The sequence below is a fragment of the Endothiovibrio diazotrophicus genome (assembly GCF_054657215.1).
In genome coordinates, this window is the sequence record NZ_BAAHXB010000045.1 from 16,494 (window position 1) to 32,477 (window position 15,984).

Genomic DNA, 15,984 nt, shown 5'->3' on the forward strand with positions numbered 1-15,984 from the left:
CTTACCTGTAGTCGTGATTTGATGAATTTCCGAGTGCCCGCGTAAGAGGTTAGGGTTGCACGTTCGCCAACTCCCAGGAGGAGAGGGTGCTCGAAATATCCTTAAGTTGTTCGTCCAACGGGATCTGCGGGTTGCTGACGTAGGGCTTGAAGCGGGCTTTTTTTCCGCCGAGCAAGTCGACGTAGGATGCGACGAGCGGGGAGGATCCTTTGGCTTGAAGCGTAGATGCGTCCCTTCCTTTTAAGAAGAAGAAGGAATCGTCCTCCGACATCTGTAGGGCAATACGATGTTTGAACGTCTGCTCGAATTTACCACGATCGAACAGATGATCGATCATTGTCGCAGATCCGACGGTAGTGATCAGATGAATGCCGCGAACAGGTCCTTCGCTACAGAGTCGGGAAAGCTTCTCCCCGGCGGGGGATAGCTGTTGTGTCCCATACTGACCGGCCACTTTGTTCAAGGCCTGCCAGCTATCGGCGTCCGTTAATACCATAAACAGTGTCGGTTGATCGATAAGTTCATGTTCGGGCAATTGCTTGCGCTTATCCAACTCGTCAATGAGTTGGTCGAGAAAGAGTGCTGCCTGCCCGGTATCACGAGAAAATTGACTATTGATCGATCCGCTGGCTGTCAGGCCATTTATGATCTTTTCAATGGTTTCATGCCATGGCGTGCTGGGTGTGCTTCTATCAACCACGTAAAGGCGATAATTGGATTTGTTCAGATTCAACGCAATCGAAAATAAAATGCTGGCAATCATGCCATAGTGGGCCGGCTTCGATTCTCCCGCGATAATAACGTTTTCCATGGGGCGTCGCCGGAGGATCAATCGGGCGTGGCCGTGGATGTTGAATTCTTGGCCTAGCCACAGTGCAATCGGCGCCTCACCCGAAAACCAGTCGTCCACCTCGAGCCCATTTTCCGCCATTGACCGCTTGGCGACCTCCTGCCATTGGTCCGACGTCGGACGGTGTAGTCTGGAGCAGAGTTGACGTACCTGGGGATTGAGAGTGAAGTTAGGTTGTTCAGCGCCGTCAAAAACGATTGTCGGACGACGATTCTCAGGAAGAATGTCACTAACGTCACTGCTGTATTTGTTGCCGAGCTGGATTACAAGAGCGTCGCGCTTTTCTTTGTCCAGATAAACAATTTTTCCGATGTTGTTGGCACTGTCTTCACCGCTTTGATCGTTCAACACGATTTTTCCAGGTAAATCGCATGTTGAGATCAACTGCTTTCCCGCGCGTCCGAATTCGCTTAATCCCTGGATGTCAGCCTGGCTCATTTTCATTGCCATCCGTAGGTGAATGCTACCAAATATGGCTGCCTGGTGTAGCATTCCCGTGACGTTGAATCGTTGCGATCCCAGTAGCATATGAATGCCCGAACTCCGTCCTTGTTGGGCAAGCTGAAGAAGGAATGTGGATGCTATGCCGTCACGATCGTCTTCAAAGAACTCCTGGTACTCGTCGGCGACCAACAGGATTCTCGGCAGATTACCCAGTGGCTGGCCGGCTTCTCGGTATTGAGTGAGGTCGACCACTCCCGCCCGTTTGAATTTGTCGTTGCGCCTATCCATTTCGTCCAGAAGCTCGCGCAATACGCTTCTGGACAGCTCGGGCGACGAGTGCAATGAGACTACATGTGCATGGGGGAGGGTTCGATAGGACTGAAATTCGACACCATTCTTCCCATCTACCAAATATAGAGAAAGTTCCTCAGGGGAGTATCGAATCGCCAATCCACATATCAATACATGGTATAGATTCGACTTTCCCGAGCCTGGCATTGCTCCCAAAAGTCCGTGCGCACAGGGTCTACCTTCGTTTCCGGTGCCAAACCAAACGTTCAGGTATCTATCGGCACCAGAATAGCCGATAGGGCAGCTGATTAACTTGTCTGATTGTCCCCGCCACCAGAGCGAAGAGTCATTTTCGGCAATTTCTTCCCAGCGGATTACGTGGTCGCGAGGTTTGGACTTCAGCAACCCTTCCAGGATCACTTGCTGCAACGCCGCCTCCGGGCGGTTCATGAATCGTGTTTTCCACCCATTTTCCTGGGATGGGCGAACTGGATTGATGCTGAATACGTTGGAGAATCCTTCCATGGCGATGTCACGCGGTAGATCGACATCACTGTTTCTGTGAATGAATAGATATTTTCCCGCCGCCGGTCCGTTTCGGCTGATTTTCTGTAACGCCTCGATAGAGCGCCGGTCATATCCATCAGGGAAGTTGGCCGCAAAGATGAATTCGAAACGTTCGTTGTTTCTGATGGTTTCGCTAAGCTGTTCGAAGGATTTCACATTGTCGTCCAAATACGTTTGGATGATGCGCCCAATGTCATCCAGAATGGATTCGAGGTCCTGGAATAGTTGCCCGGAACTCGAGCGTACCATGGGAAGTTTGTTCTGCAGCGGAAAGGCGCGTCCTTGGCCTGCGGGGTCGAGTAGCGAAAAGTGACACTGGTGCGGGAATATTGTGGCAATGCGCAGCACCAGAGCGCGAAAAAAGTCGAGGCTGTCTTCTGCGTTGCCCTCGATGATTGCGGTGCGTTGTTTTCCGATAAACGGCAGGTATGCGGGGAGTCGGAATTCGGGAGACGAACTGATTTCTGATTCTTCGCGTTCGCCAATCACGAGATATGATGTTGGGGCGCCGCTGTCGAAGTCGTACGCATGCCACCGCTTTTCGTCCCAATAGCCGAGTAAGAACGGTGGAAGGCTGTTGTTCAGTTTGATGATTTGGGCTGCGTTCTCTCCCAGATGCCAGTTGAAATATTTGATTTCCTTGTCTCTTAATTCGGTTATTAAATTAAGCGCTTCAGATTTCCTCGTATTCAATCGTTCCGAAACGCGTCTAATCTCATTTTGTGTTTCGGCGATCAATGCTTCAGTCTTTTTCAGTTGTTTTTCTATGAGTTGGATGCTCATCGACAATTTCCCTTATCACAATGCAAGAAATAGCAATAATACGAGGATGGCTGCAAAGACCCAAAACCACAGTCTCGCCGACTTTTTTGCCTTTTCTTGCTCGATTTCTTTTCGAAAGTTGTCAGCGTCAGTTTGAAGCTGTTGCAGCTTCGTCAACTGCGCGGCGAGTTCGGATCCTGTTTCCGCCATCGCTGCCAATTCCATATCAATCTGCGCTAGCGTTGCTGTTCCGTCCGATGGAAAGCTTTTCGCCAACGGGTGGCGCGTACTCGATGGGAGCTTCCCGTGCTCCGCGCCGTCGAATGAACGTATTTCCTGCTCCATTTGGTCTGTAATTTTTCTTACGTTGTCTTGTTCCGTGTAAATCCCCTTGCGCTGGCGCCAGATTTCGTTGAACTCTTCCGGCACCTGCTCGAGCGATAAGAGCTCCCGAGTCATAAATACCTCCGTTGCTCGATTTGCTGAGTATCGTTTGACGTAACCCAACCCCGTATGGGCGTTTGGCTTTTTCCGCCTACCCGTGATGGGGTATAATTCGTGATGATACGTGGTGATTCTGTGGATTGTCTGTAGGAAATTTCTGAAAGTCTCGGGGTGGGTGTAAGTGCCCGTTTTCTCCCGTGGTTTTCGTCGGTTTTCGTAGTGGAGACGCCAATATCTTGATTTTATGGGACGCCTGTAGGCAGACCGGACCGTGGTCGCGGATGGGGTGGTTAGCGTTCAAAGTAGCAGATCGACGTGGCGCATGCACTTCAGCCCGCGTTTCTGGCTCTACGATCCCAGCAGGTCTTCGGGGATGGGGTGTCTTCTCCAATTTCATTCACAAGAGTGTAGAGTGCGAGCTCGGCGTGGCGTCGGTAGAAGCCGGTGTGCCTCTCGTCGTCGATGCACCTTTTGTTGCCTTCCCTGTTTCGATGCCGTTCGTCATTACAGGCGATTTCCGGCGCAGATGACTTTTTTGACCGATCCTCGTCCTCTTTTCCGGTTCCTTCTGTCGGGAGGCATGGTGGTCGAGGCGGTGTTCGACCACCCTGTCGTCACTGATGCGGAGTTCGAACGTCATGACGTTGCCTTTCCCGACTCGTGGCAGGGGCGGTGGCGAAGCGCGAGGCCGAGTTTCTCGCCGGGCGGCTCTGTGCCCGTTGTGCGTTTGCGCTGGGCGATTTCGAGGAGACCGCGGTGGCTGAGGGCGAAGGGCGGGCACAGCGTTGGTCGGTGGGTGCGGTGGGGTCGATTAACCACACTGATGGGGCGGCAGTGGCGATGGTGGCGCGGGGCGAAGCGGTGCTGCGGCAGCTCGAACCGCTGTCGGCGGAGTTCCCGCGGGCGCGCGGGTTCCGCGCGTTCCATTATCATTCGGAGGGATTGGTGCGGAGCATGGTGGCCGTGCCGCTGGACGAACGGGAGGGGACGCGATGAAGGAGAAGGTGAGCGTGTTGGTGGTCGACGGCTTCGACGCCATGCGCAAGACGCGCGAGCGCTTCTTCGACAAATACGCCACCGACGGCTAGGAGGGAGGGACCGGTCTCGGGACGTACTCGGCGCGGCTGATGGCGGAGACCCAGCAGGGGACGATCCGCTTCGACACCTCGGAGGAGCGGGGTACCACGCTGCGGGTGACCCTGCCGGCGGCGGAGTGATCGCTGCCGAGGGGGCGGTGATTTTTGCGCCGCCCTGTCTTCGGGTCATTCTCCTCAACTAAACTAGGGAAAAACCTCAGTGGGGCCGCTGTCGGAACGGGGCGTGAGAGAGAGGGGCCGTCGTTCGCCGTCATGAGGGGCTTCCCGGCGGCGGGATGGCTCGGGGAGGGAAGAATGAGAACAACGACAACGACCCGCTTCGCTTGGCTCCCGCTGCTGCTTCTCGCGCTCGTCGGGTGGTCTGGGCCGGCACCGGCGGCGGATGCCCCCCCGACGCGCATCTCGGTCACCTACTGCGTCGACTGCGTCCCCTTCCAGTTCCGCAACGACAGCGGCGAGCCGGCGGGGATGATCATCGACCTGTGGCGCCTCTGGTCGGAGAAGAGCGGTATTGCCGTCGACTGGCAGCCCGACAGTTGGAGCGGCACCCTGGAGCGGATGCGCGACGGCCGCGCCGAGGCCCACGCCGGGCTCTTCTACAGCGAGGCGCGCGACCGCTTTCTCGACTACGGCGCGGTGCTGCGCCGTACCGATACCCACGTCTTCGTCCACCGCTCGCTGCCGGCGATCCAGTCGCTCGACCAGCTGGCGGCGTTCCGCGTCGGGGTGCTCGCCGGGGACTACGTCGAGGGCTACCTGAAGGAGCGGCTGCCGGCCGATGCGGTGGTCCCCTACCCCGATTACGACGCGATCCTCGACGCGCTGGCCGCGGGGCGGTTGCGCGCCTTCGCTGCCGATACCCCCACCGGCCTCTATCACCTGCGCCGCCGCGGCATGCTCGCCGACTACCGCATCTCCGACGGTCAACTGCTCTACCGCAGCGACTGGCGGGTGGCGGTGCGCCAGGGGGAGCGGGCGCTGCTCGAGGTGATCGACCGGGGGATGGCGCGGATCGGCGAGGAGGAGCGGCGCGCCGTCGGCCGGCGCTGGGCCACCGATGCCGGCGGCGGCGCGGGGGCGGGCGAGGCGGCGCTGATCGTCGCCCTGCCGCGGGATGATCCGCCCTTCTCGATGGTCGACGATCACGGCGAGGCGGCGGGGCTGGTGCCCGACTACTGGCGGCTCTGGTCGCAGAAGAGCGGGCGGGCGGTGCGCTTCCTGGTGAGCGACTGGGCCGGTTCGCGCGAGGCGCTGCGCTCCGGCGAGGCGGACGTCCACGGCCTCCTCGATCCGGAGCCGCGTTTCGGCGACGATTTCGCCTTTTCCATCCCCTTCTACGAGACCCGCGTCACCCTCTACGGACGCGCCGGCGAGACGCCCCCGGCGACCCTGGAGGGGTTTGGTGAGCGCCCCATCGGCGTTCCCGAGCCGTTCGACGTGAAGGTCCTGGAGGCGCGCTACCCGGGTCGTCACTTCGTCCCCTTCGCCCACTATCGCGAGGCGATCGAGGCGCTGCTCGCCGGGCGCGTCGATGCGCTGGTCGGCGAGGAGCCGGTGCTCGAGGCGCGGCTCAACCGTAGCGGGCTGGCCGGACGGATCGTCGCCACCGCGGGGGATTTCCCCACCCGGTCGATGCACTACGCGGTGGCGGCCGGCCGCGGCGAGCTGCTCGATCGGATCGCCGCCGGCATGGACCGGGTGGGTCTGGAGGAGCTGGCGGCGCTGGAGGCGCGCTGGATCGGCAACGGGCCGGGGCGGGTGTTCCGCGTCGCCGAGGGCCGCGGTCAGCGCCTGCTCGATCGCCTCAGCGACGAGGAGCGGCGCTGGCTCGCCGGACACCCGGTGATCCGCCTCGGTTCCGATCGCGCCTGGTCGCCCTTCGAGTGGATCGAGGGGGGACGGCTGGAGGGGGTCTCCGGTCACTACTTCCGCCGCCTGGCGCGCGAGCTCGGCGTCACCTTCACGGCGCCGCCGGACCGCCCCTGGGGCGAGGTGGTGGAGCAGGCCGAGACGCACCGGGTGGATCTCCTCACCCTGGTCGCGCCGACCGCCGGGCGGCGCGACTACCTCGCCTTCACCAAGCCCTACCTGTCGGTGCCGGTGGTGGTGTTGCAGCGCGCCGGCGAGCCGCGCATCGCCGGCCTGGAGGCGGCAGCCGGCAAGCGCATCGGGGTGGTCGCCGGCTACGCCACCGAGGAGTGGCTGCGCGGTCGCGGGCTGGCGGGGCAACTGGTGCCGGCGAAGGACTTCGAGGCGGGGCTGCGGGCGTTGAAGAGCGGGGCCAGCGACCTCTTCGTCGGCAATCTCGCCTCCGCCAACCACTATTTGAAGCGCCTCGGCATCGACGGGCTGGAGGTGGCGGCGCCGGCCGGCTACACCTTCGAGCTGGCGGTGGGGGTGCGCAAGGACTGGCCGCAGCTGGTGTCGATCCTCGACCAGGCGTTCGCCGCCATCGGCGACGACGAGCGCCAGGCGCTCTACCGCGCCAGCGGCATCTCGGCGGCCGATCTGCAACTGCGCACCGCGCAGGCGGTGGTGCCCGGCGAGGCGGTTCGCCTGCCGTGGGCGGCGATCGCCGCGGTGGCACTGGCGCTCGCCGCGGTGGCGCTGTGGGGTGCGCGGCTGCTGCGCCGGCGCGACCCGGCGGAGCTGCTCGGCTCGGCCCAGGCGCGGCTGTTCGGCGGCGCCGGCATCGTGCTTTTTCTCTGCGTCGTCTTCGTCATCGCCAGCGTCGCCCTGACGCTGGTTGAGAAACGCATCCGGGTGCAGGCCGGGGAGACCCTGAAGACCGTGCTGGAGACCACCGACGAGGCGCTCCGGGTGTGGCTCGACGGCTGGCGCATGCGCGCCTCGACGCTCTCCGACGAGCCCGCCGTGGCAGCCGCCACCGAGCAGTTGCTGAAGGTGCCGCCGAGCGCTACGGCACTCGCCGGCAGCCCGCAGCTCGCTGCCATCCGCAAGGTCTTTGCCCACTACCGCCGGCACTTCGGCGATCTCGGCTTCTACATCATCTCGCCGGCCGGGGTGAGTGTCGCCGCCCTCGCTGACGGCGGGCTCGGTGCGCAGAACCCGATCGCCGTCCAGCGCGGCGGGCTGCTGCGCAGGGTGCTCCACGGCGAGACCCTGCTGATCCCGCCGCTGCGCGACGCGGCGCGCCTCTCCGCCGACGGGGTGGAGGAGGCGTCGCTGTTCGTCGCCGCGCCGATTCGCGATGCCGAGGGCGAGGTGATGGCGGCGCTGGCGCTGCGCATCGACGCCTACCGCGGCTTCAGCGCGATCACCCAGAGCGGCCGGGTCGGCGACTCCGGCGAGACCTATCTCGCCGATCGCGACGGGCGGATGGTCTCGCGCAGCCGCTTCGATCAGCAGCTGCGCGGGCTCGGCCTGCTCAAGGGGGAGGCGCTCAGCCTGCTCAACATCGCACTGCGCGACCCCGGCGTCGACCTGCGCGAGGGGGACGCGCCGGCCGCGGGCGAACGCCCGCTGACCCACGCCGTGGACGAGGCGCTGGCCGGCCGCGCCGGGGTCGACATCGAGGGTTACCGCGACTACCGCGGGGTACCGGTGCTCGGCGCCTGGCGCTGGGACGAGCGGCTCGGCCTCGGCGTGATCACCGAGCTCGACCGCGCCGAGGTGCTCGCCACCTACCGCGCCCTGCGCGACGTCGCCCTCGGCGTGCTCGGCGCCACCGTGCTGCTGGCGCTCGGGCTGACCAGCGTCACCTTCCTCATGGGGCGGGCGATCCACCGCAGTCTGAGCCGCTCCAAGGCGGAGCTGGAGGAGCGGGTGGAGGAGCGCACCGCCGAGCTGCGCGAACGCGAGGAGCGGATGTGGGACCTCTACGAGAACGCCCCGGTGGCCTACGCCTCGCTCGCCCCCGACGGCGGTTTTCTCAAGCACAACCGCGCCTTCGCCGAGCTGGCCGGCTATCCGCGCGAGGCGTTCGAGACGCTGCGCTGGGCCGAGCTGCTGCCGGATGACGCCGAGGCCTTCGGCGAGGTGATCGACGGGGTCGCGCTGGTCGACCGCGAGGTGGCGCTGCGCCGCGGCGGTGACGTGGGCTGGCTCACCGCCACCCTCTCGGCGCTGCCGATCCGCGACGCCGCGGGGGCGGTGGTCGAGGCGCGGGTGACGCTGATGGACATCACCGAGCGCAAGGCCGCCCGGGAGCGCTTCGCCGCGCTGATGGAGTCGGCCCCCGACGCGATGATCGTGGTCGATCAGGGCGGCACCCTGGTGCTGGTCAACTCCCAGGTGGAGCGGGTCTTCGGCTACGCCCGCGAGGCGCTGCTCGGCGAGAAGGTGGAGGTGCTGGTACCCGCCGGGGTACGCACGGCCCATGTCGGCTTGCGCGACGGCTATCTGACGGCGCCGCGCCCGGAGCTGACCCGCCGCGCCTTGGAGCTGCGTGGCCAGCGCGCCGACGGCAGCACCTTCCCCGCCGAGGTGAGCCTCAGCCCGATCGACACCGACGGCGGCCTGCTGGTGGTGGCGGTGGTGCGCGATATCACCCCGCGCAAGGAGGACGAGGCGCGCATCGCCCGCTCCAACCGCGACCTGCACACCCTGTCGCTGATCAACGAGGCGGTGATGGAGTCGCTCACCGAGAAGCAGCTGCTCCACGAGGTGTGCCGCATCCTGGTGGAGGCCAACGGCCGGCGCATGGCGTGGATCGGCTACGAGCGGCGCAGCGGCGACAAGGCGATCGGGGTGGAGGCGCGCTACGGCTACGAGAAGGGCTTCATCAACCTGCTGCCGCTGAGCTGGGACGAGGTGAAGACGGGCCACTGTCCCTGCGGTACGGTGATCCGCACCGGCCGGCCGGTGGTGATCGACGACGTCGCCGCCGACCCGATGGCGGAGACCTGGCGCGACGCGGCGCTGGAGCGCGGCTACCACTCGGTGATCGTGGTGCCGCTGCGCCAGCACGGCGACGCCTTCGGCGCGCTGTCGGTCTACTCCGGTGACGGTGAGACCTTCGGTGGCGATACCGACGAGGAGCGGGTGGAGCTGCTCGGCCGGCTCGCCGACAACCTCGCCCACGGCATCCTCGCGCTGCGCTCCGAGGCGGCGCGCAAGACCGCCGAGGAGGAGCTGAGCATCGCCGAGGAGCGTGCCCGGCTGCTCCTCCAGGCCGCCGGTGAGGGGATCTTCGGGGTCGACCGCGAGGGGCGGCTGACCTTCGTCAACCCGGCGGTGGAGCAACTGCTCGGCTATTCCCGCGAGGAACTGATCGGCCACAAGGTCCACGCACTGGTTCACCACTCCCACGCCGACGGCCGCGAGTACCCGCTGGAGAGCTGCCCGATGTACGCCGCCTACACCCGCGGCGAGACCCACCACGTCGACGACGAGGTGCTGTGGCGCAAGGACGGCTCGGCCTTCGAGGTGGAGTACTCCAGCGTGCCGCTGCAGAAGGAGGGGGAGCTGGTCGGCGCGGTGATCACCTTCCGCGACATCACCGAGCAGCGCGAGGCGCATCTGGCCCTGGAGCGGGCCAAGGCCGCCGCCGAGGAGGCCACCCGGGCGAAGAGCGACTTCCTCGCGAACATGTCCCACGAGATCCGCACGCCGATGAACGCGATCATCGGCATGTCCAACCTGGCGCTGAAGACCGATCTCAATGCCAAGCAGCGCAACTACGTGGAGAAGGTGAGCCGCTCGGCCGAGTCGCTGCTCGGCATCATCAACGACATCCTCGACTTCTCCAAGATCGAGGCGGGCAAGATGGACATGGAGTCGACCCCCTTCCGCCTCGAGGACGTGCTCGACAACCTCGCCAATCTGGTCGGCCTGAAGGCCGAGGAGAAGGGCATCGAGCTGCTCTTCGACACCGCCGCCGACGTGCCGATGGCGCTGATCGGCGACCCGCTGCGCCTCGGCCAGATCCTGGTCAACCTGGGCAACAACGCGGTGAAGTTCACCGACCGGGGCGAGATCGTGGTGACCACCCGGGTGGTGGCGGTCGACGAGGTGCAGGCGAAGCTCTCCTTCGCGGTGCGCGACTCCGGCATCGGCATGACCCCGGAGCAGCAGACCAGGCTGTTCCGTTCGTTCAGCCAGGCCGACAGTTCGACCACCCGCAAATACGGCGGTACCGGCCTCGGCCTGACCATCTCCAAGCGGCTCACCGAGATGATGGGCGGCGAGATCGGCGTCGACAGCGCGGAGGGCGCCGGCAGCACCTTCCACTTCACCGCCACCTTCGGTCGCCAGTCCGGCGAGCAGGTGGGCCGGCGCAAGCCGGAGCTGCCCGAGCTGAAGGGGTTGCGGGTGCTGGCGGTGGACGACAACGCCACCGCCCGCGAGATCCTGGTGGAGATCCTGCGCTCCTTCGACTTCCAGGTGACCGGCGTGGCGAGCGGCGCGGCGGCGCTGGAGGCGGTGGAGGGTGAGACGTTCGACCTGGTGGTGACCGACTGGATGATGCCGGTGATGGATGGCATCGAGACCACCCGGCGGCTCCAGCGCAGCCTCGCCGCGGCCTCCCGCGCGCTGCCGCCGGTGTTGCTGGTCACCGCCTACGGCCGCGAGGAGGCGCTGGACGCCGCCGACGGCGCGCAGTTCGCCGGCGTGCTGGCCAAGCCGGTCTCCCCCTCCGCGCTGCTCGACGCGATCATGGAGGCGTTCGGCCACGAGGTGGCCGAGGTGGGCCACGGCGGTCACCGCGCCGAGGAGGAGCTGGCGGCGGCGACCAAGCTGCGCGGCGCGCGGGTGCTGCTGGTGGAGGACAACGAGATCAACCAGGAGTTGGCCCTGGAGCTGCTCGCCGGTGGCGGGATCACCGCGCGGGTGGCGGAGAACGGGCGCGAGGCGCTGGAGATTCTCGAACAGGAGCGCTTCGACGGGGTGTTGATGGATTGCCAGATGCCGGTGATGGACGGTTACAGCGCCACCCGCGAGATCCGCAAGCGGCCGGAGTGGGCGGGGCTGCCGGTGATCGCGATGACCGCCAACGTGATGGCCGGTGACCGCGAGCGGGTGGTCGCGGCGGGGATGAACGACCACATCGGCAAACCGATCAACGTCCGCGAGATGTACGCCACCATGGCTCGCTGGATAACGCCCTCCGTGGATATCGGAGGGGAGGCGTTGAGGGAGGTTGGGGAGTCGACGCCGGTATCCAGCGAGAGTGTGGAAGAGATTGGATTGCCGCCGTTGGTGGGGATCGATACGGATGCAGGGCTGGCGACGACCCAGGGGAACGCGAAGCTCTATCGGCGGTTGTTGGGCAAGTTCCGGGATAGTCAGCGGGACTTCGCGGCGCAGTTCCGCGCGGCGGTCGAGGGGGATGACCCCAGCGCGGCCGAGCGCGCCGCCCATACCCTCAAGGGGGTGGCGGGCAACATCGGGGCGCGCTCGGTGCAGGAGGCGGCGAAGGGGTTGGAGTTCGCCTGCAAGGAGGGGGCGGAGGATGTCGAGGCGCGGCTCGCCGGGGTGCTCGAACAGCTCGATCCGGTGATCGCCGCGCTCGAAGGGCTCGACCAGCCTGTCGCGGCGTCCGCGGCGGGCGGTGCGGCGGACGGCGAACGGATTCGGCCGCTGCTCGGGCGGCTGCGCGAGCTGCTCGAGGACGACGACACCGCCGCCAGCGAGGTGATCGAGGCGTTGGCCCCGCCGCTCGCCGGGTCGGCCCACGCCGAGGCGCTGGCGGCGGTGGCGGCGGCGGTGGAGGAGTACGATTTCGACACTGCGCTGGAGGCGCTGGCGGCGGTGGAGGCGGGGTTTGCGCAGGGTGGCTGAGGTGAGGACACCGGTCGGCACCTTCCCCTGTAGGAGCGGCCCCAAGGCCGCGATGGCGCCCTTTCCGTTAACCCCCGCAAGTTACGGAAATTTGGGCACTTCGCCCCATCGCGGCCTAGGGGCCGCTCCTACAGCCCGCGGTTACGGCGATGCGGGAATACAAACAGATCGGTATGCGACGTTATGAACAACAACCCTGACAACCCGCAACGGGAGGTCGACGCGCCGGCCGCGGCGGCGCGGCGGGAGCGCTCCGAACCGGTGTCGGCGGAGAGCGAGTTGCCGGCGGTCGGCGCCGAGGTCGTCGCGGAGGCGGGCGAGGAGGTCTACCGCGAGTTTGCCGAACTGGTCCGGCGCGAGCAGCTGCAGGAGCTGTTCACCGGCTACTGCGAAGCGGTCGGCATCGCCGCGGCGATCATCGACCTGCACGGCGAGGTGCTCGCCGCGGCGCGCTGGCAGAAGGCGTGCACCGACTTTCACCGCGTCGACCCGCGCAGCTGCGCCAACTGCATCGAGAGCGATACCGACCTCGCCCTGCGCCTGGAGGCGGGCCAGGACTTCACCATGTATCGCTGCAGGAACGGCATGACCGACTGCGCCGCGCCCATCGTCATCGGCGGCCACCACGTCGCCAACGTCTTCATCGGCCAGTTCCACCTGCAGGCGCCGGATCTCGACTTCTTCCGCGCTCAGGCACGGGCCTTCGGCTTCGACGAGCCGGCCTACCTGGCGGCGGTGAACGCGGCGCCGGTGATGGACGAGGCCAAGCTGCCGCACGTCCTCGGCTTCCTCGCCCGCTTTGCGCGGCTGATCGGCGCCTTCGCCCTGGAGCAGCATCGCACCCGCCAGGCGGAGGCGGAGATGCGGCGCAACGGCGAGGAGCTGCGCCGCGAACGGGCCGCGGCGCTGCGCCTCGCCGAGGAGGCCGACCGGGCGCGCGCCGCGCTGGCCGACCACCAGAAGCAGCTGGAAGCGCTGGTCGCCGAGCGCACCCGCGAGCTGGAGGAGGCCAAGGAGGCCGCCGAAGAGGCCACCCGGGCCAAGTCCGATTTCCTCGCCAACATGAGCCACGAGATCCGCACGCCGATGAACGCGATCATCGGCATGTCCCACCTGGCGTTGCAGACCGAGCTGACGCGCAAGCAGCGCAACTACATCGAGAAGGTCCACCGCTCGGCCGAGTCGCTGCTGGGGATCATCAACGACATCCTCGACTTCTCCAAGATCGAGGCGGGCAAGCTCGACATGGAGCGGGTCGAGTTCCGCCTCGAAGACGTCATGGACAACCTCGCCAACCTGGTCGGGCTGAAGGCCGAGGAGCGCGGGGTGGAGCTGATGTTCCGCCTGGCGCCGGGGCTGCCCACCGCGCTGATCGGCGACCCGCTACGCCTCGGTCAGGTGCTCACCAACCTGGGCAACAACGCGGTCAAGTTCACCGAGGCGGGGGGCGAGATCGAGGTGGCGGTGACGGTCGAGGAGGAGCGCGACGAGGAGGTGCTGCTGCGCTTCGCGGTGCGCGACTCCGGCATCGGCATGGATGCGGCGCAGCAGGCGAAGCTGTTCCGCTCCTTCTCCCAGGCCGACAGCTCGACCACCCGCAAGTACGGCGGCACCGGCCTGGGGCTGGCCATCTCGCGCAAGCTCACCCAGCTGATGGATGGCGAGATCGGTGTCGAGAGCGCCCCCGGCGCGGGCAGCACCTTCCACTTCACCGCGCGCTTCGGCCGCCAGCGGGGGACGCCCTCGCCGCGCCATGCGCTGGCCGGCGAGCTGGGCGCGTTGCGCGTGCTGGTGGTCGACGACAACGCCACCTCGCGCGAGATCCTCGCCCAGATGCTCGCCGGCTTCGGCCTGCGGGTCGATCCGGCGGGGAGCGGCGAGAGTGCGCTTGCGCTGCTCGAACGGGCGGACCGGGAGGAGCCCTACCAACTGGTGCTGATGGACTGGAAGATGCCCGGCATGGACGGCATCGAGACCACCCGCGCGATCCAGCAGGGGCGCGAGCTGAAGAACCTGCCGACGGTGATCATGGTCACCGCCTACGGGCGCGAGGAGGCGCAGCAGGAGGCACATGGGGTGGCGCTGGCCGGCTTCCTGACCAAACCGGTGACCGCCTCGACGCTGCTCGACGCGGTGTTCGCGGCGATGGGCCGCGAGGTGGCGGAGGTGCGGGGCGGCAGCCGGCGGGAGGAGGTGCAGGAGGCGGTGGCGAAGCTGCGCGGCGCCCGCGTGCTGCTGGTCGAGGACAACGAGATCAACCAGGAGCTGGCGCTGGAGCTGCTGGTCAACAACGGCATCCAGGTGGTGGTGGCCAACGACGGGCGCGAGGCGCTGGCGCGGTTGGCCGACGGGGCGTTCGACGGGGTGCTGATGGATTGCCAGATGCCGGTGATGGATGGCTATACCGCCACCGCCGAGATCCGCAAGCGGTCCGAGTGGGCCGAGCTGCCGGTGATCGCGATGACCGCCAACGCCATGGCCGGCGATCGCGAGAAGGTGCTCGCGGCGGGGATGAACGACCACATCGCCAAGCCGATCAACGTCAACGAGATGTTCAACACCATGGCTCGCTGGATCACGCCCTCCGTGGGGGCGTTGGCGGAGGGAGAGGGATCGGGGGTGGGATCCAGCGAGAATTTGGCAGAGATTGGGCTGCCGGAGTTGGCGGGGATCGACGTCGAGGCGGGGCTGGCTACCGCGCTGGGGAACGGCAAGCTCTATCGCAAGCTGCTCGGCAAGTTCCGGGATGCGGAGCGGGGGTTCGCCGGGCGTTTTCGCGCGGCCCTCGCCGGGGAGGACGGCGCTGCCGCCGAGCGTGCCGCCCACACCCTCAAGGGGGTGGCGGGCAATATCGGGGCGGACGGGGTGCGCGAGGCGGCGGCGGCGTTGGAGATGGCCTGTCGGGACGGGTCCGCGGAAGCCCATGAGCAGATTGGGGCGCGGCTCGCCGGGGTGCTCGAACAGCTCGATCCAGTGATCGCCGCGCTCGAAGGGCTCGACCAGCCTGTCGCGGCGTCCGCGGCGGGCGGTGCGGCGGATGGCGAACGGATTCGGCCGCTGCTCGGGCGGCTGCGCGAGCTGCTCGAGGACGACGATACCGACGCCAGCGAGCTGATCGAGGCGTTGGCGCCGCTGCTCGCCGGGTCGGCCCACGCCGAGGCGCTGGCGGCGGTGGCGGCGGCGGTGGAAGAGTACGATTTCGACACCGCGCAGGAGGCGCTGGCCGCGGTGGAGGCGGGGTTTGCGCAGGGTGGCTGAGACGAGGACACCGGTCGGCGTCGGGGGAGGCGCCTTCCCCTGTAGGAGCGGCCCCAAGGCGGCGATGGCGCCCTTTCCGCCAACCCCCGCAAGTTGCGGAAATTTGGGCACTAATAGTGAGTGAATGGGCAGGTACAAAGGGACGCCATGAGCGACAATGACGACAAACCGGTGGTGCTGGTGGTGGATGACACCCCCGCCAACATCGATCTGATCAAGGGCATCCTCCAGGGGCGCTACAAGGTGAAGGCGGCGACCAGCGGCGAGAAGGCGCTGACGGTGGCGGCCAGGGCGCCGGGGCCGGACCTGATCCTGCTCGACGTGATGATGCCGGAGATGGACGGCTACGAGGTGTGCCGCCGACTGAAGGCCGACCCGGCCACCGCGGCGATCCCGGTGCTCTTCGTCACCGGCCATCTCGATCCGGCCGAGCGCGACGCCGGCCTCGCCCTCGGCGCGCTCGACTATCTGAGCAAGCCGGTGGTGCCCGAGCGGCTCCTTGCCGGCGTGGCGGCGGCGCTTGGGTAG

At 66.1% G+C, this 15,984-nt stretch carries 7 protein-coding genes; 5 read left to right on the plus strand and 2 right to left on the minus strand.

The features are described 5' to 3' along the window. Positions 1 to 49: 49 nt before the first annotated feature. A complete protein-coding gene (locus ACYQ2W_RS12710) occupies positions 50 to 2,935 on the minus strand; it encodes an FtsK/SpoIIIE domain-containing protein (RefSeq protein ID WP_459867446.1) in 2,886 nt (961 codons plus the stop codon). A 15-nt stretch (positions 2,936 to 2,950) separates the two neighbouring features. Further along, positions 2,951 to 3,373 carry a hypothetical protein gene (locus tag ACYQ2W_RS12715; RefSeq protein WP_459867449.1) on the minus strand — a complete coding sequence of 141 codons (423 nt, stop codon included), beginning with the start codon at positions 3,371 to 3,373 and terminating at the stop codon, positions 2,951 to 2,953. A 645-nt stretch (positions 3,374 to 4,018) separates the two neighbouring features. Here ACYQ2W_RS12715 and ACYQ2W_RS12720 point away from each other — a divergent pair. The 5 genes from ACYQ2W_RS12720 to ACYQ2W_RS12740 all read left to right on the plus strand — a co-directional run bounded on the left by ACYQ2W_RS12720 (position 4,019) and on the right by ACYQ2W_RS12740 (position 15,984). Further along, a complete protein-coding gene (locus ACYQ2W_RS12720) occupies positions 4,019 to 4,354 on the plus strand; it encodes a hypothetical protein (protein ID WP_459867452.1) in 336 nt (111 codons plus the stop codon). A gap of 131 nt (positions 4,355 to 4,485) precedes the next feature. Beyond that, positions 4,486 to 4,575 (plus strand): hypothetical protein, encoded by a 90-nt coding sequence (locus tag ACYQ2W_RS12725; protein ID WP_459867455.1) that lies wholly within the window; start codon positions 4,486 to 4,488, stop codon positions 4,573 to 4,575. Between the two features lie 174 nt (positions 4,576 to 4,749). After that, positions 4,750 to 12,198: a PAS domain S-box protein gene (locus ACYQ2W_RS12730; protein ID WP_459867458.1), complete on the plus strand. Its 7,449-nt coding sequence runs from the start codon at positions 4,750 to 4,752 to the stop codon at positions 12,196 to 12,198. A 183-nt stretch (positions 12,199 to 12,381) separates the two neighbouring features. Further along, positions 12,382 to 15,456, plus strand: a complete 3,075-nt coding sequence (locus tag ACYQ2W_RS12735; RefSeq protein ID WP_459867461.1) for a response regulator — start codon at positions 12,382 to 12,384, stop codon at positions 15,454 to 15,456. Between the two features lie 147 nt (positions 15,457 to 15,603). After that, complete coding sequence (locus tag ACYQ2W_RS12740; RefSeq protein WP_459867464.1) at positions 15,604 to 15,984, plus strand: response regulator; 381 nt, start codon at positions 15,604 to 15,606, stop codon at positions 15,982 to 15,984.